The organism is Chryseobacterium sp. NFX27, from assembly GCF_049887855.1.
Lineage (GTDB): Bacteria > Bacteroidota > Bacteroidia > Flavobacteriales > Weeksellaceae > Chryseobacterium.
In genome coordinates, this window is the sequence record NZ_JAGEKK010000007.1 from 55,774 (window position 1) to 78,767 (window position 22,994).

At 37.8% G+C, this 22,994-nt stretch carries 22 protein-coding genes; 10 read left to right on the plus strand and 12 right to left on the minus strand.

Annotation, left to right across the window (positions count from 1 at the left end; all coding sequences use genetic code 11):
- Positions 1-8: 8 nt before the first annotated feature.
- The gene (locus J4Q03_RS09535; protein ID WP_426047963.1) at positions 9-1,259 is read left to right on the plus strand and encodes an NAD(P)/FAD-dependent oxidoreductase; all 1,251 of its coding nucleotides are present in this window, start codon (positions 9-11) and stop codon (positions 1,257-1,259) included.
- Positions 1,260-1,296: 37 nt separating this feature from the next.
- Here J4Q03_RS09535 and J4Q03_RS09540 read toward each other — a convergent pair whose 3' ends face one another.
- The 4 genes from J4Q03_RS09540 to J4Q03_RS09555 form a co-directional block, all read right to left on the minus strand.
- Positions 1,297-1,905: a hypothetical protein gene (locus tag J4Q03_RS09540; RefSeq protein ID WP_426047964.1), complete on the minus strand. Its 609-nt coding sequence runs from the start codon at positions 1,903-1,905 to the stop codon at positions 1,297-1,299.
- 55 nt (positions 1,906-1,960) lie between these two features.
- Positions 1,961-2,563, minus strand: a complete 603-nt coding sequence (locus J4Q03_RS09545; protein ID WP_426047965.1) for a hypothetical protein — start codon at positions 2,561-2,563, stop codon at positions 1,961-1,963.
- Between the two features lie 12 nt (positions 2,564-2,575).
- Positions 2,576-3,868, minus strand: a complete 1,293-nt coding sequence (locus J4Q03_RS09550; RefSeq protein WP_426047966.1) for a phenylacetate--CoA ligase family protein — start codon at positions 3,866-3,868, stop codon at positions 2,576-2,578.
- Positions 3,869-3,946: 78 nt separating this feature from the next.
- Complete coding sequence (locus J4Q03_RS09555) at positions 3,947-5,635, minus strand: M23 family metallopeptidase (RefSeq protein ID WP_426047967.1); 1,689 nt, start codon at positions 5,633-5,635, stop codon at positions 3,947-3,949.
- Positions 5,636-5,974: 339 nt separating this feature from the next.
- Between J4Q03_RS09555 and ileS the strand changes: the two genes are divergently transcribed.
- The 7 genes from ileS to trpS all read left to right on the plus strand — a co-directional run bounded on the left by ileS (position 5,975) and on the right by trpS (position 12,891).
- Positions 5,975-9,364, plus strand: a complete 3,390-nt coding sequence (gene ileS / locus J4Q03_RS09560) for an isoleucine--tRNA ligase (protein WP_426047968.1) — start codon at positions 5,975-5,977, stop codon at positions 9,362-9,364.
- A gap of 59 nt (positions 9,365-9,423) precedes the next feature.
- A complete protein-coding gene (locus J4Q03_RS09565) occupies positions 9,424-9,804 on the plus strand; it encodes a TraR/DksA family transcriptional regulator (RefSeq protein WP_048505480.1) in 381 nt (126 codons plus the stop codon).
- Positions 9,805-9,884: 80 nt separating this feature from the next.
- Complete coding sequence (locus J4Q03_RS09570) at positions 9,885-10,130, plus strand: DUF6576 domain-containing protein (RefSeq protein WP_426047969.1); 246 nt, start codon at positions 9,885-9,887, stop codon at positions 10,128-10,130.
- A 20-nt stretch (positions 10,131-10,150) separates the two neighbouring features.
- Entirely contained in the window at positions 10,151-10,336 is a 186-nt protein-coding gene (locus tag J4Q03_RS09575) for a DUF2683 family protein (RefSeq protein ID WP_111958618.1), read from the plus strand.
- Positions 10,336-10,974 carry a lipoprotein signal peptidase gene (locus tag J4Q03_RS09580; protein ID WP_116013115.1) on the plus strand — a complete coding sequence of 213 codons (639 nt, stop codon included), beginning with the start codon at positions 10,336-10,338 and terminating at the stop codon, positions 10,972-10,974. Before J4Q03_RS09575 ends, J4Q03_RS09580 begins: the two co-directional genes overlap by 1 nt.
- A gap of 14 nt (positions 10,975-10,988) precedes the next feature.
- Positions 10,989-11,633, plus strand: a complete 645-nt coding sequence (locus J4Q03_RS09585; RefSeq protein WP_426047970.1) for a SanA/YdcF family protein — start codon at positions 10,989-10,991, stop codon at positions 11,631-11,633.
- Positions 11,634-11,922: 289 nt separating this feature from the next.
- Positions 11,923-12,891 (plus strand): tryptophan--tRNA ligase, encoded by a 969-nt coding sequence (gene trpS, locus J4Q03_RS09590; protein WP_426047971.1) that lies wholly within the window; start codon positions 11,923-11,925, stop codon positions 12,889-12,891.
- On the opposite strand, the gene J4Q03_RS09595 is transcribed toward trpS, so the two are convergent.
- From J4Q03_RS09595 to J4Q03_RS09630, 8 genes are all read right to left on the minus strand, one after another.
- A complete protein-coding gene (locus J4Q03_RS09595; protein ID WP_426047972.1) occupies positions 12,888-14,186 on the minus strand; it encodes a sensor histidine kinase in 1,299 nt (432 codons plus the stop codon). The two genes, trpS and J4Q03_RS09595, sit on opposite strands and share 4 nt — an antisense overlap.
- The gene (locus tag J4Q03_RS09600) at positions 14,187-14,858 is read right to left on the minus strand and encodes a response regulator transcription factor (RefSeq protein ID WP_426047973.1); all 672 of its coding nucleotides are present in this window, start codon (positions 14,856-14,858) and stop codon (positions 14,187-14,189) included.
- Between the two features lie 182 nt (positions 14,859-15,040).
- Entirely contained in the window at positions 15,041-15,490 is a 450-nt protein-coding gene (locus J4Q03_RS09605; RefSeq protein WP_426047974.1) for a PepSY-like domain-containing protein, read from the minus strand.
- A 285-nt stretch (positions 15,491-15,775) separates the two neighbouring features.
- Positions 15,776-16,471: a YjjG family noncanonical pyrimidine nucleotidase gene (locus tag J4Q03_RS09610; protein ID WP_426047975.1), complete on the minus strand. Its 696-nt coding sequence runs from the start codon at positions 16,469-16,471 to the stop codon at positions 15,776-15,778.
- Between the two features lie 204 nt (positions 16,472-16,675).
- A complete protein-coding gene (locus J4Q03_RS09615; RefSeq protein WP_034726967.1) occupies positions 16,676-17,266 on the minus strand; it encodes an RNA polymerase sigma factor in 591 nt (196 codons plus the stop codon).
- A gap of 197 nt (positions 17,267-17,463) precedes the next feature.
- The gene (locus J4Q03_RS09620; RefSeq protein WP_426047976.1) at positions 17,464-17,955 is read right to left on the minus strand and encodes a hypothetical protein; all 492 of its coding nucleotides are present in this window, start codon (positions 17,953-17,955) and stop codon (positions 17,464-17,466) included.
- A gap of 83 nt (positions 17,956-18,038) precedes the next feature.
- Positions 18,039-19,319, minus strand: a complete 1,281-nt coding sequence (gene metK, locus J4Q03_RS09625) for a methionine adenosyltransferase (protein ID WP_426047977.1) — start codon at positions 19,317-19,319, stop codon at positions 18,039-18,041.
- Between the two features lie 230 nt (positions 19,320-19,549).
- Positions 19,550-20,500 (minus strand): LysR substrate-binding domain-containing protein, encoded by a 951-nt coding sequence (locus tag J4Q03_RS09630; protein ID WP_426047978.1) that lies wholly within the window; start codon positions 20,498-20,500, stop codon positions 19,550-19,552.
- 132 nt (positions 20,501-20,632) lie between these two features.
- Between J4Q03_RS09630 and J4Q03_RS09635 the strand changes: the two genes are divergently transcribed.
- The gene (locus tag J4Q03_RS09635) at positions 20,633-22,120 is read left to right on the plus strand and encodes a catalase (RefSeq protein ID WP_426047979.1); all 1,488 of its coding nucleotides are present in this window, start codon (positions 20,633-20,635) and stop codon (positions 22,118-22,120) included.
- A 104-nt stretch (positions 22,121-22,224) separates the two neighbouring features.
- Positions 22,225-22,992 (plus strand): enoyl-CoA hydratase/isomerase family protein, encoded by a 768-nt coding sequence (locus J4Q03_RS09640; protein WP_426047980.1) that lies wholly within the window; start codon positions 22,225-22,227, stop codon positions 22,990-22,992.
- The last annotated feature ends 2 nt before the right edge of the window (positions 22,993-22,994 follow it).

A 22,994-nucleotide genomic window follows, 5' to 3' on the forward strand; every position in this document is an offset into this window, starting at 1 on the left:
AAATCAAGATGAGTAAAGAATTTGTTGACGTTCTCGTAATCGGTGCTGGACCTTCCGGATGCGTATCTTCTTCATACTTAAAGAAGAACAATGTCAACGTGAAAGTTGTCGAGAAGACAAAGTTCCCCAGACTGGTCGTTGGTGAAAGCTTAATTCCCAGGGTAATGGATCATTTTGATGAAGCCGGACTTTTCCCGGCTTTGGATAAAATGGGCTTTGAAAAAAAGCTGGGAGCACGTTTTTTACGAGGCAATGAAGTATGCATTTTTGATTTTAGTGATAAGTTCGGGGAAGGCTGGGATTGGACCTGGCAGGTTCCGAGAGCTGATTTTGATCATACTCTGGCTCAGGAAGTTATCAATAAAGGCATTGATCTGGAATTTGAAACGGAAGTTATTGATATTCAGTTCAACGGCACAGATTCTATAACTACCGTAAGAAATAAAGACGGTGAAACGAAGGAGATCCATTCTAAATTTGTGATCGATTCAAGCGGCTATGGAAGAGTACTGCCAAGACTCCTTGATCTTGAAAAGCCTTCAAAACTTTCTCCGCATTCTGCTATTTTCTCTCATGTAGAAGATATCAACAGAGAAGCAGGTGAGGAAGGAACTTTAATTTCTTTTGACATCATTGAAACTGAAGTCTGGCTTTGGGTAATACCTTTTTCTAACGGAAACACGAGTGTAGGCATTGTAGGCCCTACAGAATATATTGAAAAACTGTCTGAAAACGAGGATACAACAGAAGCATTAAGGAAAGCTATTTCTCTTTCTGATTATTATGTAAAACGTTTTGGCAATGTAGAATTTATCTTTGAACCCAGACACCTGAAAGATTATTCTTGCTCGGTAAAGCAACTGTTTGGTGACGGATATGCCCTTACCGGAAACGCCTCTGAATTCCTTGATCCTGTTTTCTCATCGGGAATGGCATTTGCCACGGAATCGGGAATGCTTGCTGCAAAATTGGCTTTGCGACAGCTTAACGGAGAGCGAATTGACTGGCAGAAAGAATACACAGATTATATTCTTTATGGAGTAGATGTTTTCACGACTTACGTAAAGGAGTGGTATACAGGAAATCTTCAGGAATTATTTTTCCACAGACCTGAAAATGAAGATGTAAAAAGGAAAATATGTGCGGTCTTAGCAGGTTATGTCTGGAATAAAGACAATCCTTTTGTAAAAAAGCACGATACCGTTGTTAAAAATCTTGCCAACCTCATCAAAACAGAGAAACAGCAGGAACAGCCATAAAAAAAGCGGTCTGAAAATTTTCAGCCCGCTTTTTGTTTTATTTAATTGCTTTTTTAATTTCTGTACCTAGCTTCTTTCCTGTAACTTCGTATGCTGCTGCAATTCTTCCGTACTCCCAGGAAAAATCTTTATTCATCTTTTTTCCTTGAATTTTGTCAGCGTGTAGTTTCATAACCACTTTTGAAGGGTTGTCAGTCTCCACGAATGTCAGATCTGAAGTTAATTTTGCTTCCTGTGATCCGATCATTCCACCGTACCAGCCTGCGTATACCCATTTTGCATCAATGATTAAAGTATACTTGGCTTTGGTATCATTTTTAAAAGTTACTTTTTTTGATTTGTTATTAATTCCTTTAAAGAAATAATCCAAATATTCTGAAGCTTTAAATTTTCCCCATTGAAATTCCCAGTTTTTCCAAACCGCTTCATTTTTTTTAGCAGTAATATCTGTTTTTCTGTTTTCAATATATTGTGCTTCCGTGAAATTTTTCTCCTGATAAACTGCATTATCGAACTTTAACTGAACATTAACTTCAGTCTGGTCTTTTAAAAAATCAAAGTTTCCTGATTCGACGTTAATTTGATTCTGAGCAAAAGCTGTTGTTGTAATGGTTACCAACAATAGAAATAATAGTTTTTTCATCATTATATTTTCTTTAAAAATTGAAGTTTCAAATATATTATAAAAAAGCAATCAATTATTACTTTTTTTCTTTGTAGTGTCTTGCTTTCAGAGCCAACATTTTAGAAGTCTTTGCATAGCATTCTGCGATCCGGTCATTATGGTTTGGAATTCCTATCACATTATCACCTGTTGCTCCTACTCCTTCAACAACCAGTAAAACATGATCGGGATTATTCGTTTCTACAAAGGTCATTCTGGAATCCAATTTTGCAGGTTCATTGATAACCCCGCCAAACCATCCCTGGGAAATCCATGTAGGTTCTACAATAAGGGTATATTTTGTCTGCTCAATGTTTGTGGCAGCCTTTATATCGATATTTTTATTCCACGAAGCCAAAAATTTATCCTGAAAGCTTTTTTCTTTTGAATATTCCCAGTCTTTTCTCCATTTTTCAGATTCTTCTTTACCGCTGGTCTGCTCAATATCTTCCATTCTGTCTTTAATATACTGCTCCTCACTGATCTTCTTTTTCGCAAACGTAACGCCATCAAATTTGAAAATTACTTTGATGAATTTCTGATCTTTCAGGAACTTGTAATCCCCGGAAACAACTCTTACCCTTTGAGCCATAACACCGGCAGAAAGAGTAATTAACAAAAGAAATAATATTTTTTTCATCCTTTGGTCTTATTATCTTAAATCTATAAATGTGATGGGTTTTCTGCTGTTCGGATTAAAAACGGTTTTGGACAGAATCTCAAAATCTACGATTTCAATTTTTGGACTTACCCTCAGTTTTGCCCGGAAATGATCACGAACTTCATTCACGAAGGTTTCCTGGTCCTGGTCTGTGCTTAGTTTGATGATAATCTCATCCAACCCTATGTCATTAGACTGAATCACAATCTGATAGCATAAAATAGTATTGAAATCGTTCAGAATATCATTCATGGCAGGCGGATACAGTGTTGTTCCTTTGTACTTGATCATCTGCTGTTTTCGTCCGACAACAGGACCAAGCCTCATGGTATTTCTTCCACAGCTGCAGGGCTCGTAATGCGCCTTTACAATGTCTCCTGTTTTGAAACGCAGCAAAGGAACAGCTTCAACCCCTAAAGTGGTGATGGTCAGCTCGCCGTTATCACCTTCCTGCACAGGATTTCCGTTATCATCAAGAATTTCTGTGATAATCAATTCCGGATGATGATGACCTCCGATCTGGAACTCGCATTCCGTAAAGGCTGTACTCATTTCTGTGGAAGCGTAGGTTGAGAATAATTTAATATCCCACTTTTCTTTAATCTTCTGCGAAAGAATATTATCTGTAAAATCCTGATTCTTGATGCTTTCACCGATACATACCGCTCCGTAAACACTGGAATTCTTATAGTCCAATCCGTGCTTTTCAGCATAATCAATCATCTTTAAAAGAAAAGACGGAACTGTGATCAGGTATTTGGGTTTATATCTGAAAATAGAATCCCACTGCAGTTCGGGAATACCAGGCCCCATTCTTACCACGCTGGCGCCCATTTTTCTCAATCCCAGGAAATAGGCCAGCCCTGCCATAAATCTCTTGTCGATCGTGGTAATCATCTGTACTACATCTCCTTTCTGGATTCCTGCACAGGCAAAAGAAATGGCTTCGTTATAGGCCAATCTTTCAAGATCGCTGTCGGAGAGTCCGAAAGTTACCGGATCACCTAAGGTTCCTGAAGTGGTGCTGTAGTCAACAATTCTATCCGGTGAAATACAGAAAAAATCATGATTGCTTTCCTGCAGATCGTTCTTTGTGGTCGTAGGAATTTTTTGCAGATCTTCTAATGTCCGGATATGTGAGATATTGATATTGTTCTCTTTAAACAGTTTCTGATAGAAAGGCGAATGGGTTTGAAGATACGTTAAAAGTTCCTGAAGCTTATGCTCCTGAAATTTTTTAATGTCTTTAAGGTCTGATCTTTCGATGTCCGGATAGAATTCCAATGATTTAATTTTAAGGAACAAATTTATTTAATTAAAATTAAAAGATTGAATAATTAAAAAAATGGGAACCTTAATAATTTACCTTTGAAAGGTAAAAGTCTGTGTATTGGTATTTCCCGCCGTATTGGTTGTAGTTACTTTTAAAGTATGTGAACCTGAGCCTTTAGGACATTTTTCATCAAAAATATAAACAAAGTCATCTTTTACCCGGGCAAAACGGAGCCATTTCCCGTCCAGTTCTGCACGGAACGATATGATGTCACCAATTTTAGTTCTTCCACTCAATCGCAGAGTACTGCTTTTTATAAGTTCTCCGACCTTCCAGCCTGGAGAAACAGACGGTAAACTCTGATCTAACAAGAGTATTGCCGTGCCCAGTCTATTAAAACTGGCTTCTAATCTGTCACCGCCCCACTTTCCTTTAACAACTTTCGTATCATTTCCATAATCGAACAGAACAACTGCTTTTTCTTTTTCTTCATTCGTTAATTTTCTGTTGGGCTTTATTTTCAACGTATAATCGTCATGAACCGGAATGTATGGAGTATGCAGAATAACCGAGTTGGAAACAGCATCGGCATTGGCACCTGGTTTTTCATACATATTAAAATTCACAGCATCATAAACTGCATTTTTGCTGAGACTGATGTCGGCATTTTCCGTGCTTACTGTTTTTGCTTCATCCGGCTTCACCAATTTATCCGAAGGGATCACCTGTTGCGAATTTCCAGTATAACGAACTTTTGTGATCAGCTTACTTGTATTTCCGGTGACGTCTTTTAAAACAATTTCAATATTGTGAACACTGTCATCCTTAAGGTGAATAATTCCTGTTTTACCGGATGAATTATAATTTTTCAGTTTCATTCCCCGCAATTCAGATAAATGCTGAATGCTCATTTTATCTTTTACAAATTTGGTATAATCAATACAGCCATTGATATATCTTGTATCATCATAGCTTACTTGATCAATGGAAAAGCTGTAGATTATCTGATCATCCATCCGTAGTTCTGCATGATAAATTCCAAGATTAAACCCCTGATTGGCTTTGTCCACCGCTTTAATAGCAAAGCTTATTTCCGGTGAACTGACCTGAATGATATCGGTTGTGTAATTACCTCCATTTTTTTTCACAGCAATTCCGTTCGCACCGGGCTCATAAGTACTGAACCGCCTGTCATACCAATAAAATCCGCTAATAACAGGTGAAATACCATCCGGAATCTTAAAGCCGAAAAGCAAAGGGTTGATACATTCTTCTGTTTTTGTATCTCTGATTTCAAAATGTAAATGTGGTCCGGCTGAACCTCCTGTATTTCCACTCAAAGCAATGAGCTGCCCTTTTGTTACAGGAAACTGTCCGGGAGAGAACGTGATATCCTGTTCCCATTTTTCATCTTTATACTGTCTTTCTTTTACATATTCGTCCAGCTGGGCAAAGTATTTATTTAAATGGGCATATACTGTGGTATAACCATTCGGGTGGGTAATATAAACAGCATTTCCAAAACCGTACCGCTCCACTTTTATCCTGCTCACGTAACCATCTGCTGCGGCGACAACTGACAGGTTTTCCTGGCTATTGGTGCGTAAATCCAAACCCATATGAAAATGATTGGCCCGGACCACTCCAAAGTTGGCAGCCAGCTGCATGGGGATGTTTAAAGGATTTCTAAAATAATTTTGTGGATAATTAGTCTGAGCACCTATTGTTATTATGTTGATGAAACAGATGACGAATAGAATTTTACATAAGTTTTTCATACAGCATTTGGTTTGAGGTTTATTTAAAATTACGAAATTTTAAATAATAATGGTGGTAATATTTTTAGTAATTTTTGGCTAAAGCCAATATGTGGGTTTACATTTTTAAGCGGGCTTTAGCCCGCTCCTATTGATAAAAACAGCTGTAAAATATTTATAAAAAACACAGGGAAAATTAACCTATTCATCATTCACCATTCACATTTTACCACCTCCTGCATTTATATTTCTGAAATTGAAGTTTTTAATAGATATAAGCTAAATAAAACATATCTTATAAACCGACAAAAATCACTAAATTTGCAGACTTAATTAATCAACGATATTGAGATATTTACAATGAGCCAATTTAAAGAATACAAAAACCTCAACCTTATTGACGTAGCCGAGAATGTAGCGGAATTTTGGAAACAGAATAAAACGTTCAGTAAAAGTGTTGAGATTCGCGAGGGTAATGCCGAGTTTGTTTTTTATGAAGGTCCGCCTTCAGCAAACGGTATGCCCGGAATTCACCACGTTATGGCCAGAGCATTAAAGGATATTTTCTGTCGTTTCCAGACTCAGAACGGGAAACAGGTTTTCCGTAAAGCGGGCTGGGATACACACGGACTTCCTGTGGAACTGGGCGTAGAAAAAGAATTAGGAATCACGAAAGAGGATATTGGCAAAAAAATCTCTATTGAAGATTACAACAAAGCCTGCCGTGAAGCGGTAATGCGATATACAGACGTATGGAACAGCCTTACGGAAAAAATAGGATACTGGGTAGACCTTGAGGATCCGTATATCACATATAAATCAAAATATATGGAGACGGTTTGGTGGTTGCTGAAGCAGTTGTATGATAAAGAATTATTGTACAAAGGCTACACAATCCAGCCTTACTCTCCGAAAGCAGGAACAGGACTTTCTTCCCATGAGCTGAATCAGCCGGGAACGTACCGTGATGTTTCGGACACAACGGTTGTGGCTCAGTTTAAAGCGAAGAAAGAAACTTCTGAACTGTTCAATGATGTGAATGGAGACGTACATGTATTAGCATGGACGACTACTCCATGGACCTTACCGTCCAATACCGCGCTTGCGGTAGGAAGAGATATTGAATATGTTTTGGTTAAAACATTCAACCAATATACATTTGAGCCGATAACGATTGTTTTATCAAGAGTTCTTTTACCTAAAGTATTCGGTAAGAAATATGCAGAAGGTACAGATGAAGATTTTGCCGGGTATACTGCAGAAAGCAAAGTGATTCCTTTCCAAGTAGTTAAAGAATTCACCGGAGAAAAATTGGCCGGAACTCAATATGAGCAGCTGATCCCATGGTTTACACCGGATGAATCACCTGAAAAAGCTTTCAGAGTGATCATCGGAGATTTTGTAACCACTGAGGACGGTACAGGTATCGTTCATATTGCGCCTACATTTGGTGCAGATGATGCCAGAGTAGCCAAGGAGGCAGGCATTCCTCCCATGTTGGTAAAAGACGGAAATGACAATCTGGTTCCATTAGTTGACCTTCAGGGTAGATTTATCAAAGGTGAAAATGTACCTGAAGTATTTTCAGGAAAATATATCAAGAACGAATATTACGATGACGGAACTGCCCCTGAAAAATCATGGGATGTAGAGCTGGCTATTGTTCTGAAGACTGAAAACAAAGCCTTTAAAGTAGAGAAATACGTCCACAGTTATCCACACTGCTGGAGAACTGATAAGCCGGTGTTGTATTATCCGCTTGATTCATGGTTTGTGAAAATGACCGCTGTAAAAGACAGACTGGTTAATTTAAACAAGGAAATCAACTGGAAGCCGAAAGCTACCGGAGAAGGACGTTTTGCGAACTGGCTTGAAAATGTGAACGACTGGAATTTATCCCGTTCAAGATATTGGGGTATCCCATTGCCGATCTGGAGAACTGAAGATCTTAAAGAAGAAAAGATCATGGGATCTGTAGAAGAATTATATAATGAAATAGAGAAGTCTGTTGAGGCAGGATTCATGAAAGAGAATCCATTCAAAGGTTTTGTGATCGGAAATATGTCTGAGCAGAACTATGAATTGGTTGATCTTCACAAAAATGTGGTGGACAAAGTAGTTCTTGTTTCAGATTCCGGAAAAGCAATGAACCGCGAAAGTGATCTTATCGACGTTTGGTTCGATTCAGGATCTATGCCTTATGCACAGCTGCATTATCCGTTTGAGAACAAAGAGATGATCGATAACAATAAAGCATTCCCTGCTGATTTTATCGCAGAAGGTGTTGACCAGACAAGAGGCTGGTTCTATACGCTTCATGCCATCGGTACTGCTGTTTTTGATTCTGTTGCTTATAAAAATGTAATGAGTAACGGGCTTGTTCTGGATAAAAACGGACAAAAAATGTCAAAACGTCTAGGAAATGCTGTAGATCCGTTCGAAACACTTTCTGTATACGGTCCGGATGCTACGAGATGGTATATGATCTCGAATGCAAATCCTTGGGAAAACCTGAAGTTTGACATCGAAGGAATTGACGAAGTGAGAAGAAAGTTCTTCGGAACACTTTACAATACCTATTCATTCTTTGCATTGTATGCGAATGTGGATGGCTTCAATTATACGGAGAAAGAAGTGGAAAACCGTCCGGAAATAGACCGCTGGATCCTTTCTGAGCTTAATCTTTTAATTAAAGAAGTAAAAGCATTCTACGAAGATTACGAACCGACAAGAGTAGCCAGAGCCATCAGCACATTTGTGAATGATAACCTGAGCAACTGGTACGTAAGACTGTGCAGAAGACGTTTCTGGAAAGGAGATTATTCTGATGATAAAATATCGGCTTACCAGACTTTATATACATGTCTTGAAACAGTGGCGAAATTATCCGCACCTATTGCTCCGTTCTTTATGGATCAGCTGTATCAGGATTTAAATAAGGTAACCGGAAAAGAAAACTGTGAATCTGTACATTTAACAGATTTCCCTGTAGCTGACGAAAGTCTGATCGATCAGGATCTGGTAGAAAAAACACACCTGGCTCAGAACATCACGAGTATGGTTTTCTCCCTGAGAAAGAAAGAGAATGTGAAAGTTCGCCAGCCATTACAGAAAGTATTGGTTCCGGTTCTGGATGCAAAAACGGAAGCGCAGATTTTAGCTGTTGCCGACCTGATCAAACAGGAAGTAAATGTTAAAGAATTACAGCTGATCAATGCGGAAGAAGCATCGCATTTAATTGTAAAGCAAATCAAGCCGAATTTCAAAGCTTTAGGTCCTAAATTAGGGAAAGATATGAAAACAGTAGGCGGAGCAATAGCCAATCTTAACACAGAGCAGATTGCCAGCCTTGAAAAAGAAGGAAAAATAGACATTCAAGGGTATGAGATCACTCTTGATGATGTGGAAATCTCTACAAAAGATATCCCGGGATGGACGGTAACTTCCGACGGGAAAACAACTGTGGCATTAGATTTGACGTTAACAGAAGAATTAAAATCTGAGGGTATCGCAAGGGAGTTCATCAACAGAATTCAGAACCTGCGAAAAGAGAAGGACTTTGAGCTGACAGACAGGATTAAAATCTCCATTGAAGAAAACTCTCCTTTCATTGAAGATGTTAAGAAAAATGAGGAATATATTTCATCCGAGGTCTTGTCAAATAAAATAGAAATTGTATCTTCACTTTCAAATTTTAACGAAATCGAAATAGATGAGGTTAATTTTAAGATAAATGTCGAAAAAAATTAACATATAGTTATTGTATTTCAAATTCCATTTCATAATTTTATTAAAAAAGAGAAAAGAATATGTCAGACGAAAGAGTAAGATACAGCGATGCTGATTTACAGGAATTTAAGGCTATCATAAGAGAAAAAATAGAAAAAGCAGAAAGAGATCTTCAGCTGATCAGAGAAAGTTTCATCAACGACCAGAATAATGGTACGGACGATACTTCTCCTACATTCAAAGCTTTTGAAGAAGGAGCAGAAACACTGAGCAAGGAGCAGAACTCTATATTGGCAGGACGTCAGGAGAAATTCGTGCGTGATCTTAAGAATGCTTTGATCCGAATCGAAAATAAGACCTATGGTGTATGCAGAGTGACAGGAAAGCTGATTCCTAAGGAAAGACTTTTAGCCGTTCCTCATGCTACGCTGAGCATTGAAGCCAAAAATATGCAGAAATAAACCGTCAAGGTTTTGTAAATAATATTGGGTTTATATCGTATTCACGGATACTTTATAAACCTAATTTTTAATGTAGACCCATGAACGAAGTATTAATTTTAGCAATTATTGTTGCTGCAGTTTTACTGTTTTTCAACAGGAAATGGATCAGAAACAGATTCTTTCCTGACCGGCAGAAGAACTACACCATCGATGATCAGTTTAATTCTGATAAACGTGAAAGGGAAAAAGAAATCGACAGAATTTTGAGTAAGATGGGCAAAAACGGCATTAATGACCTGTCTGCAAAAGACCGGAAAAGACTCGATGAGCTGTCCAAAATGTAACATTTAAAAAAGAAAAGAAAATGGAATCTATCATAGTACATCCTAAGAATCCTATGGAACTGAGTGCACTGAAAAGTGTTTTAAAAGATATGAACATCCGATATGAGCGTGCTCAGACCAAAAATACGTTCCATACAGAAAAGGTGGCCAAGAAAATTTTCGACAAGAAAAATTCTGAGAAACCTTCTAAACCAAAAGGACAGTAATGAAAAAGATCTTAGCTATAACATTTTTAGTATTGTTAATTGATCAAGCTTCAAAAATTTACATCAAAACCCATTTCAATCTGGATGACAGTGTTACTGTTTTTCCAGGCTTTAAACTGACTTTCGTAGAAAACCCGGGAATGGCTTACGGCCTTCATTTCGGAGGCATTATCGGGAAATATTTCCTGGTCATCCTTAGACTTTTCTTAATTGGAGGAATGGTTTATATGTTCAAAAAATGGCTGAAACAGGGAGCCTCCAACTATCTTCTGATCCCAATGGCTATTATTTTTGCCGGCGCTATCGGAAATATTATTGACGGAATGTTTTACGGACTTATCTTCGACAGCGGAACAGTTTACGACCCAAGCATCGACCGATGGATAGGATATGGAGGAGTTTCCAAGTTTGTTCCTTTCGGACAGGGTTATTCTGCTTTTATGAAAGGCTGCGTAGTGGATATGCTTCACTTTCCTTTGGTAGACTGGTATGTTCCTGATAACATCCCATTGATTGGCGGTAAACACCTTGAATTTTTCAAGTATATCTTCAATGTAGCCGATTCTGCTATTACAGTAGGAGCTGCTTTACTATTAATATTCAGAAAAAAAGCTTTTCCTAACGGACTTGAGTTTTAAAAACAGTATTCCGGATGAAAAAAGTAATCAAAAATATTTTTAAGATTTTCCTGCTGCTTCTTGTAGCAGGAATTATTTTTATAGCGTGGGCTAATTACAGTATCAGAAAAGAAAGCAGTCCTTTTGTTTCTTACAAGATTTCTGATGTTCCTGAAACCAAAGTGGCCTTGCTTTTGGGAACCGGCAAAAAACTAAGCAACGGAATGCCTAACGCCTATTTCTACAACAGAATCCAGGCTGCCATAGATCTGTATAAAAGCGGAAAGATAAACTACATCATCGTAAGCGGAGACAACAGCACCAAAGATTATAATGAACCGGAAGATATGCAGCTTAGTCTAATGCAGTATGGTATTCCAAAAGACAGGATCATTATGGACCACGCCGGATTCAGAACCCTGGATTCTGTAGTCAGGGCCAAAGATATTTTCGGACAGCATAAACTGGTGATCATTTCGCAGAAATTCCACAATGAGAGAGCCGTTTTTCTGGCAAGAAAGAATGGAATGGAAGCTTTCGGGTATAATGCCAATGATGTAAATAAATACGCCGGTTTAAAAACAAATCTGAGAGAATATCTTGCGAAAACAAAAGTTTACTGGGATCTGCTTTTCGGAGTTCAGCCTAAATTCGGAGGAGAAAAGATTATCATTCCTTAATTTTTGCTCTTACTGATTTTTTTCACGCAAAGTTTAAATCTAATAATAATTAATTTCAAGTGAGCAAAGAAGAATCAACAAGTTGATTTGATGGAGCTCTGTTTTCAAGCTTAGCGCAGCAAATTTATTTGCCTTTGTTTTTCTTAAATAATAGCTTTGAAAATAAATCTTTGCGTTTAAATTAATTTTTAAATAAAGATAAAACACAATCATCTGTGAAAATCCGTGCAATCAGTGGGAGAATTAATTAAATTTGCAATTCATTAATTTTTATAAATAATTTAAACAAATGTCAAGAATTCTTACCGGCATTCAAGCCACCGGCACCCCCCATCTTGGAAATCTCCTTGGGGCAATTATTCCTGCTATTGAACTTTCCAAGCAGGAAGGAAATGAATCATTTTTATTCATTGCGAATCTTCATTCTCTTACCCAGATTAAAGATGCACAGGTTTTAAAACAGAATACCTACGAGATTGCTGCGGCTTGGCTTGCTTGTGGGCTGGATACAGAAAAAACATATTTTTACAGGCAGAGTGATATCCCTGAAACCTGCGAACTTTCTTGGCATTTATCATGTTTTTTTCCTTACCAGAGATTAACTCTTGCACATTCATTTAAGGATAAAGCAGACAGACTTCAGGATGTTAACGCCGGGCTGTTCACCTATCCTATTCTGATGGCTGCAGATATTTTACTGTATGATGCAGAGATCGTTCCCGTAGGAAAAGATCAGCTTCAGCATCTTGAGATTGCCCGTGATGTAGCATCAAGGTTCAACAATCAGATGGGTGAAGTTTTGGTTTTACCTCAAGCTGAGCTTCAGGAAGACACCAAATATGTTCCCGGAACAGATGGCCGTAAAATGTCTAAATCCATGGGAAATATCATTAATATTTTCTTACCTGAAAAAGAACTGAAAAAACAGGTAATGAGCATAGAAACCGATTCTAAAGCTCTGGAAGAACCAAAAGATCCTGAAACAGATAAGGTTTTTGCTATTTATGAGCTGATCGCTACTCCTGAGCAGACGGAAGAATTAAGAGCTAAGTACTTAGCCGGAAACTTCGGTTACGGACATGCTAAATTAGAACTGCTGAATCTGATCTTAACCCGTTTTGCAAAAGAAAGGGAAATGTTCGCTTATTATATGAACAACCTGGATGAACTGGAAGCAAAACTTCAGGAAGGTGCCGCAAAAACAAGAGTGGTTGCAACAGAAACCATCAGAAAAGTAAGAGCAAGCTTAGGAATTTAAGCATTAGATACTAAAGCATTGTTTTTAGAAAGAATAAAGCAATGCAATCCATCTTCAAACTCATAGACAATATCCCATCCGGGATATTGTTTTGTTATAGTCCTGATGATAGACAGCCCCAAACCGGTAGAACTGTGGTCTGAACCCTGCTTGTAGAAACGGTTGAAGATCTGGGCTTTATCAAGCGGAGTGCCGTTTCCGCTATTCTGGAAGATAAGTCTGTTATCTTCTATAATGACATTGACAATTCCCTCCTGATTACTATACTTAATTGCATTTTTAAGCAGATTGGAAAGCAGGATATCCGCCAGATCAGGATTAAAATCACCTCCAAAAAATCCTTTCTCAATAATGCTGACTTCTACTTTTTTAAACTCGATAAAATCCTCATAGCTTTTGACCAGCTCAGCAATCATTTCATTGAAATTTACTTTTGATGTCCTACTGAACTGGCTGTTCTCTATTTTCGAAAGCATGAGCAGGGATTTGTTCAGTCCGGCCATTCTTCTGAGGTCACCCTTTACTTCAGTGAGGAAGTTCATGTTTTTCCTGTCAAGATCGCCATTCTGGATCGCCAGATCAATTTTATTGGTCACAATAGCCAGCGGCGTCTGAAGTTCATGGGATGCATTTTCAATGAATTGCTTCTGCTGATGGAAAACAAGTTCGTTCCGTTTAATCATTTCCTCTATTTCCACATTAAGCTCTTCAAATTCTTTGATAGAATAATTCTGAGTTTCCTGTGGCGAAGAAGCTCCGAACTGATATCTTTTCAGTCTGTCTAAAATGGTATAGAACGGACGCATGGCCTTATTCAGCATATAACCGTTGACAGCAACAATACTGATCACAAGTAAAATATACAGCACAATTAAAGCTGTAGTCAGGTCATATACCAATTCATCCTGCTCTACAGTAGAGGTCCGTATCTCAAGTCTCTGACGTTTTCCAAACTGATCTATAAAATCTGTCTCAAGCACACGGTAAGGTTGGTCCTTATCATCGTATTCCATATAAAACATCTTGTTATAGAGCCTGTTTTTATCCTTGTATTCAGATTCTGAAATCGGCTTGATCTTAAATTCATTGAATCCGAAGTCTTTACTGTTCAACAGTTTAGGCTCATGATACACCGCTTTAATGATCTGTATCTTTCTGTCTTTCAGCCCGTCATCTACATTATCATAAACTTCGTCCAGAATATAGGCATAAAATAATGCCGCCCAGATCGCAATGATCAACAGCAGAATACCGATCATGTATTTGATGGTGTAGTATTTTAACGAAACTTTCATTTAGACGAATTTATAACCTATTCCGTAAACGGCCTGGAAATCAGCTTCTGCATTGAGACTTTTCAGTTTTTTACGGAGATTTTTAATTTGAGAGTAAATAAAATCCAGACTGTCTGCCTGATCAATATAATCTCCCCAGATGGCTTCAGCCAAAGTTGTCTTCTGCAGCGTTTTTTCCGGATGGATCACAAAATAATACAGAAGATCATATTCCTTACGGTTAAGAACCAGATCTTCATTTCCTACTTTAACAGTCCTGTTTTCCGGATCAATGCTTATATTTTTATAGGCAATTGTATTTTCCCCATCCTGATTCTTTCTTCTGATCACAGACCGGATTCTTGCCATCAATTCGGCAAGGTGAAAAGGCTTGGCCAGATAATCATCGGCACCTATTTCCAACCCCGCGACCTTGTCATCAACAGAATCTTTAGCCGATAGAATGATCACAGGATCTTTTTTATGCAGTTTCCTGATCTCTCTCAGCAGATCAATGCCATTTCCGTCCGGCAGCATAATATCCAGAAGAATGCAGTCATACTCATATGAAATGATCTTTTCCAACCCTGCATTGTACGTAAGAGCAAATTCTACAATAAAATGCTCTGCTTCCAGAAAAGTCTGTACAGTGTCTTTCAGTTCCGGTTCATCTTCTATGATCAATATCTTCATTCTGCAGTATTGGCTTATCAAATATATGAAATAGAAAGGAAGATAGAAGCTCGAAGCTGTTTTTAAGGGCAGACATCTGACTGTCATTTTTACAATAGTAATTGAATATTCTCCACTTAATACTGTTGCTTAAAAACTTTCATCCTCAGGCTTCCTTCTTCCCTCAGTTATTTTTCAATGAATTAATCATCAATCCTCTTGAAGTTTCCTTTTCTGTCAAATTCAAGATCCAGCCCATTTGAAAGCTCTGCTTTATAAGACCATCTTTCTTTTTCTATCTTAACGATATAGGTGTTTGGAAAATTTTTAGCAGCATAATTCCTGATCGATGCCGGAATAAATGCATAAGGCAGCTTCTGATGTTTCCCGTCCACTTCTTTCCAGTTTCCGTTGCTGTCAAATTCTACTTTCATCCCGTTGGTCAGATAAACCTGGTATTCGTCAACACCATAGATTTCCCGGTCTTCAATAGCCGATCCTACTGTGATCCCTTTAAAATGGGATGCAAGGAAGTTTTTAGCCGTTTTAGGCAATTGATTGGCATTGATTGCCTTATCCTGTGCAAAAATAAACCCTCCTGCCAATAAGAAAATTAAAACGAATGCTCCGGTGATTTTTCTAAAATTTTTCATAATGTTAAATTTTTTCTGTTTTATTATGAAGCAAAGTTCAGAATCAATTTAGGAAAGAATTAGGAAAAATGAAAAGTAGAGAATGAATAGTGGAAAATATTTTAACCATTAAGATCAGATAAGAGTGCAAGGAATTAATATGAAGCATTTTGACTTTTCTTAATTAACCTGACTTCCGGACACTACCATATCCTTGTCAAGATTTGAAATCTTGACAAGGATAATTTCTGCAACTTGCTTCTGGGTAGTTTAAAAATCCGGCTTCCTGCTGCCGAAAACTGTATTTTATAAGTATTCCTTGATCTGTAAAAGATGGGTTATAGCTTTCAGCCCTTCCTCCTGCTTATTTTCTTTATAAACATCAAAGAAGATGACGTCTAGACCATAATTTTGGGACCCTACAACATCAGCAATCCAGTCGTCACCGATCAGGATACTCTCTTCTTTACTGGCTTCTGCAAGGCTCAATGAATATTCAAATATCTTCGGATTGGGTTTTCTCACGCCTACAGAATCAGCGCTGGTAATGGTTTTAAAGTATTTATCAATTCCTGAAAGGATGCATTTCCGCTCTGTCACTTCCTGGAAGCCGTTGGAAATGACATGCAGTGTATAGTTTTTGGATTTCAGATACTCCAAAATGTACTCTGCACCTTCTACCAGCTCGTTATGATTGAGAATCTTATCCAGAAAATGTTCTTCAAAATATTGCGAAAGCTCTTCATCATCCACTCCGAAACGGTTAAAAGTATCATAGAAACGGTGCTTTCGCAGGTATTCTTTACCAATGATACCGTCTCTGATTTTTTCCCAGAGGCTCTCATTAATTTCATGGTAGGCAGAATGAAATGCCTCAAATTCGATATTATAGTGTAAGGTAATTTCCTGTTTTTCAAAAAGATCTTTGATGGTAAGGTAAGCGTTCTTACGGTGATCCCAGAGCGTATTGTCCAGGTCAAAAAAAATGTGCTGAATTTTCATACAGCACAAAATTACTCATTTTAATTTTTGGAAATCGGGAAATTCTTGCTTTTGGTTTGTACCAGTTCAAGACTTTTTGAGTAACTCAATAAAAAATCAATTGTTTGTTTCTTAGGTTTCAAAGTTTTCACTTTTAAGGAATCATTTTTTTTCATAGGCGAAAGTATGTTTTCCTTTAAACGTGAATTTTTCGAAATTATTATCCTAACGTGTCAATACAATATTATTTTCGTCCATGATTTTTCTCAGGTTAATGAGTGCATAACGTACTCTCCCCAATGTGGTATTGATACTCATATTGGTATGGTCTGCAATTTCTTTAAAGCTCAAACCATCGAAAAATCTTAATTTAATGACTTCCTGCTGGTTCTGTGGCAGGAATTGAAGCATCCTCAAAAGATCCTCCTGGATCTGCAGGGTTACAAGCTGATCTTCAATATTTTCCGAAGGCTCCCGGATCAGATCAAAAATAGAATATTCGTCTGTTTCAAAAGTGGTTTCTGAAACTTTAACGTTTTTCGCTTTCAGTCTGAAGTGATCAATAATAAGGTTGTGTGCAATTCTTTTTGCCCAAAGAATAAATTTGCCTTCTTCGTTATAACGTCCTTCTTTCAGCATCAGGATGATTTTCATGAATGTATCCTGAAAAACATCATTGGCCAGGTCTTCATCATTAATTTTGTAAAAAATGAATGTAAACAGTTCTCTCTGATGACGATGAATAAGGGCTGATAGGGCTTCTTCGTCTCCTTTCTGGTAAAGGGAAATTAGTAGGCTGTCCGTTTTTGATTTCATAACTCTTCTCAATAATAAAAAATTTGCAGACCAGCAATTCTCCAGATATTTTATCTGGCCCTAGCTGTAAATACAAAACAGTTTTTTAGAGTAAAGTAAAATCAATAGGCAGTACAATTATTATATGGTGTAAATATAATAATTTTTTAATAACCGTTAACCTATTATTAAATTTTTACGAGAAAATTTAAAAAAAATCAATTAAACATGTCATGAATAAAGACTGTAGGAATATTTAATGTTAAATTAACATTTAAACCTTTCAACTCTTTTCCGTTCAAGCGCGCATCTCCAATCGGAAAAGCATAGCCTCCGGCAAGATCTAAAATCCCAAAAAGAGTAACTCCTATTTTCGGTGCAATATATTTATTGGTTCCCTCCGCCCCTATCAGCAGATAGTAGGAATGATAAAAATCTACATTTTTCTCAAAATTAAGAAGCACATCGGCCTGCAGTTTCGGCATGATCGCAAATTTAGAACCCGCAGAACCCATCAGAGCAGATCCGCCCAGTCGGTATATCACATCATCATTCTTCAGAAATAGCAGCTTCCCTCCCAATTCTCCAAAGCTCTGGTTCTGGTAGGTATATCCCACGGTAACCATTTTATGCATGGTATACTGTGCCTTTGTAGCTATACCCAGACAAAATATAAAAAGTACGGTAACTGCTGATTTAAAATTCATCATCACTAATTATTTAAGATGTAAAATTAAAAAAAACTGCCTTACCTAAAGATAAAGCAGTCTGTTTTATTATTTTTGGAGAAGAATTAAATACCAAAAGCGGCTTTAATTTCATCTACTTTGTCAAGTTTTTCCCAGGTAAAGAACTCAAGACCTGTAAGAGTAATTTCATTTTTCTGACCTTTATTGAATGTTTTGTCAGCTATATAATGCTCTTTCCCCATATGTCCGTAAGAAGCCGTTTCCTGATAGATAGGATTTCTTAATTTTAAGTTCTGCTCAATCGCATAAGGTCTCAAATCAAAGATTGAAGTCACTTTCTTAGCAATATCACCATCATGAAGATCTACTTTCGCAGTTCCATACGTATTGATATATAAACCACAAGGTTCAGCAACACCAATTGCATAAGAAACCTGTACCAGAACTTCGTCAGCCACTCCTGCAGCCACTAAGTTTTTAGCAATGTGTCTTGTAGCATAAGCGGCACTTCTGTCTACTTTTGACGGGTCTTTTCCAGAGAAAGCACCACCACCGTGAGCTCCTTTTCCTCCGTAAGTATCTACAATAATCTTTCTTCCCGTAAGACCTGTATCTCCGTGAGGACCTCCGATTACAAACTTCCCTGTAGGGTTGATGTGATATTTGATCTGATCATTGAATAATGCCTTGATCTCTTCAGTCTGCTGAGCCACTACTCTTGGAACCAGGATGTTTTTGATATCTTCACGGATCTTGCTCAGCATTTCTTCTTCAGCTCCAAAGTCATCATGCTGTGTAGAAACTACGATAGAATCTATTCTTACCGGCTTGTGATCGTCAGAATATTCAATAGTTACCTGGCTTTTTGCATCCGGACGAAGGTAAGCGATTTCGTTTCCTTCTCTTCTCAATACAGAAAGTTCTTTAAGAATAGTGTGGGCAAGGTCCAGAGCAAGCGGCATATAATTAGCCGTTTCGTTGGTTGCATAACCGAACATCATCCCTTGGTCACCAGCACCCTGTGCATTGGCTTTAGCTTCAAAAGATTCGTCGTTTACTGCTCTGTCAACTCCCTGGTTAATATCCGGAGACTGTTCGTGAATTGCAGAAATAACGCCGCACGAATCCCCATTGAACATATATTCCCCTTTAGTGTATCCAATTCCGTTAATAACATCTCTTGCAATAGTTTGAACATCAAGATATGCATCGGACTTCACTTCTCCGGCCAGCACAACCTGCCCTGTCGTTACAAGGGTTTCGCATGCTACCTTAGAGCTTTTATCATATGCTAAAAAGTGATCGATTAATGCATCGGAGATCTGATCGGCAATTTTATCCGGATGTCCTTCTGAAACTGATTCAGATGTAAATAGATAAGACATATTATTCTTTGTTTTTTAGATTAAAAATATATGAAGAAAAATAAGAATAAATTGCCTAGAAAGAATACTGTTTTAGCATATTTTTAGAGAGGTTGCAATCAGGTCAAATTTTTCCTCGTTTATAAACGTCCGCAAATTTAAGTACTATTTTTTTAATACTAAAGGATTTTGCTTATTAATTATAATTTTCTTAAAATTAATGATTTATATCATTTTGCGGCCTTCTTAGTTCATTGCGGCTTGATGCTCACAAATTCCTTCGGGTTGATATGATAATTCAGTTTAAGTTCAAGAGAATTTTTGATAGAGAGTGAAAGTTCATCAATGATTTTCTGCTTAAAGGTCGGCTTATAATAAATAATGCTGATCTCTCTGTAAGGAAAAGGCTTTTTAAATCTGAAAACATTCTCCTTCTGCTCTTCTGAAAGCTGGCTCAATGCTAATTCCGGCAGAATGCTGATGCCTCCTACTTTATCCACCATATGAACCAAAGTCTGAATATTAGACGCTAAGAAATCTAAATTCTTAGGCTTCAAGGTATTTTCTTTTAAATGGCAGATATTCTCAAACTGGTTTCTCAGACAGTTTCCTTCCTCTAAAAGCCAGACTTTTTCAACATTCAGCTCTTCAGGTATGATGTAAGAATTCTTTTTATTCGCTTCCGTATTGGAGCTGTAGATCATCAATTCTTCATTGAAAAGGAAGTCCTGATAAAATTCATCGGCAGAATCATAAGGGGTAGAAATAATTCCGGCATCCAGCTCACCTGCTTTTAAAGCCTTGACAATATTATCCGTTGTCATTTCTTTCACATTCATCTGGATTTTCGGGTTATCCTCCAAAAATTTGAAGATTTCCGTCGGCAGAATGAAAGAAGAAACGGTAGGAATGATTCCTAAATTGATCGTCCCTCCCAAAATATTATTCAAAAGATTCGCTTTATTTTTCAGCTCATTGACAGATTCTATAATTACCTTTGCCTGATCAATGATTTGAAGCCCAACATCTGTAGTACGGATCGGGTGTGTTGTTCTGTCGAACACCTTCACATCCAGTTCATCCTCAAATTTTTGTATCATCGCACTTAATGTAGGCTGTGTAATAAAGCATGCCTGAGCTGCTTTACCAAAATGTTTGTACTTATCAACAGCGATAAGATACTCCAGTTGCTGAATGTTCATCTGATTAATATTATCTATTACAAAGATAAAATGTTTTTGCTATTTGTAATCAAAAATTCAAGTAAATTTGATATTTAATACGTCTGCATAAGACAGTTTACAAGGGAAATCAACCATACAAATCATAACTATATGGATTCTAAAAAATTAACGCTAAGCAACGGCGCACCTTATTTTGAACATCAGGACTCACAGACCGTAGGTCCCCGAGGGCCTGTGCTGCTGCAGGATTTCATTCTTCAGGAAAACCTTGCGCACTTTGTAAGGGAAAGAATCCCGGAGAGAATTGTGCATGCTAAAGGAAGTGGAGCCTACGGAACATTTACCGTAACGCATGACATCAGCCAGTATACAAAAGCCAAATTATTTTCAAAAATCGGAAACTCCTGCAGAATGTTTGCCCGGTTTTCTACCGTAGGTGGAGAAAAAGGAAGTGCAGATACGGCAAGAGATCCGAGAGGTTTTGCTTTAAAATTTTATACGGAAGACGGAAACTGGGATCTGGTAGGAAATAATACACCGGTATTCTTTATTAAGGATGCTAAAAAATTCCCGGACTTTATCCACACTCAGAAAAGAGTTCCGAAAACCAATTTAAAAAGTGCCACGATGATGTGGGATTTCTGGAGCCATAATCCGGAATCGCTTCACCAGGTTCTTATTTTAATGTCAGACAGAGGAACGCCGTATGGCTACAGACATATGCACGGATTCGGATCACATACTTTTTCGATGATCAACGCTCAGAATGAAAGAGTATGGGTAAAATTCCATTTTATAACAAAGCAGGGAATCAAAAACTTCACGGATGCTGAAGCGGTAAAGATGGCCGGAGAAAATCCTGATTTCGCACAGGAAGATCTTTGCAATGCCATTGAAAACGGAGATTTTCCGAAGTGGACCATGTATATCCAGGTGATGACGGAAGAGCAGGCAAAAGATTTCAGATGGAATCCTTTTGATGTAACCAAAGTATGGTTTCACGATGATTTTCCGATGATCGAAGTAGGTGAAATGGAACTGAACGAAGTTCCGGTCAACTATTTTGCTCATGTAGAACAGTCAGCATTTTCACCGAGCAGTCTTATTAACGGAATCAGTTTTTCTCCGGACAAAATGCTGCAGGGAAGACTATTTTCTTATCCGGATGCCCACAGATACAGGGTTGGAGTAAATGCTCACCAACTGGAAGTGAACCGATGCCCTTTTGCCGTCAACAACTACCAGAGAGACGGTTTTATGGCAGATTCCAGCCAGTATCAGGACAAACCGAATTATTTCCCAAACAGCTTTGACGACATTAAGCCGGATTCCGCTTATAAGAATTATGAATATGAGCTGGACAGTGCCCATGTTGCCAACTATAACAGGAATGAAAATGACGATGATCATTATACCCAGCCCGGATTATTGTATACAAAATCTATGACGGCTGAGGATAGAGAACACTTAATCAGCAACATCGTAGGAAGTATGAGAGGAATTTCCGGACCGAAAAAAGACGAGATTATTAACCGCCAATTATGTCACTTTTTCAGGACTAATATTGAACTTGGCATGAAAGTGGCATCTCAGCTTAATATCAATATTGATGCAAATATGATGAATCACTCGAAATAGGATTTTGAAGGATTCATTAAGTAAAAGGAAAAAAAACTAATATTTTTTCCTTTTTTTTATAAAAAATTCATAATTTGCAAAAAATAATATTTTATAGTGGAAAAATGAGTTACGAAAATATATTATTAGAAAAGGAAGGGAAATTAGCTGTTGTTACCATAAACAGACCACAAAGCTTAAATGCTTTAAATGCAAAAACGATTCAAGAGATAAGCTCAGCCATGGATGAACTTAACGCTGATGAGTCCTGTAGGGTGATTATTATTACAGGAAGTGGCGAAAAATCATTTGTAGCAGGAGCTGATATAAAAGAATTCAGTGATTTTGGACAGGAAAAAGCCGAAGAACTGGCCAGAAACGGGCATAATACCCTGTTCAACAAAATTGAAAATACATCTAAGCCTGTTATTGCAGCCGTGAACGGTTTTGCATTGGGAGGAGGTTTAGAGTTAGCTATGGCGTGCCACATCAGATATGCATCAGAGAATGCAAGACTGGGGCTTCCGGAAGTTACACTGGGATTAATTCCCGGGTACGGAGGGACTCAAAGACTACCTAAACTGGTAGGAAAGGGCATCGCCAACGAAATGATCTTCTCTGCCAAAATGATTCCCGCTCAAAAAGCAAAGGAAATAGGTTTGGTGAATGAAGTATACCCTATTGAAGAATTATTAACCAAAACAAAAGAATTAGCGAGTATTATAGCCAGCAACTCACCAATGGCTATATCAAAGGCCATCCAAGCCGTAAACTTGTCTGACACGGATAAAGGTTTTGAATCTGAAATTAAATATTTCGGGGAACTTTTTGAAATGAACGACAAGAAAGAAGGGGTTACCGCTTTTTTAGAGAAAAGAAAGCCTAACTTCTAAGA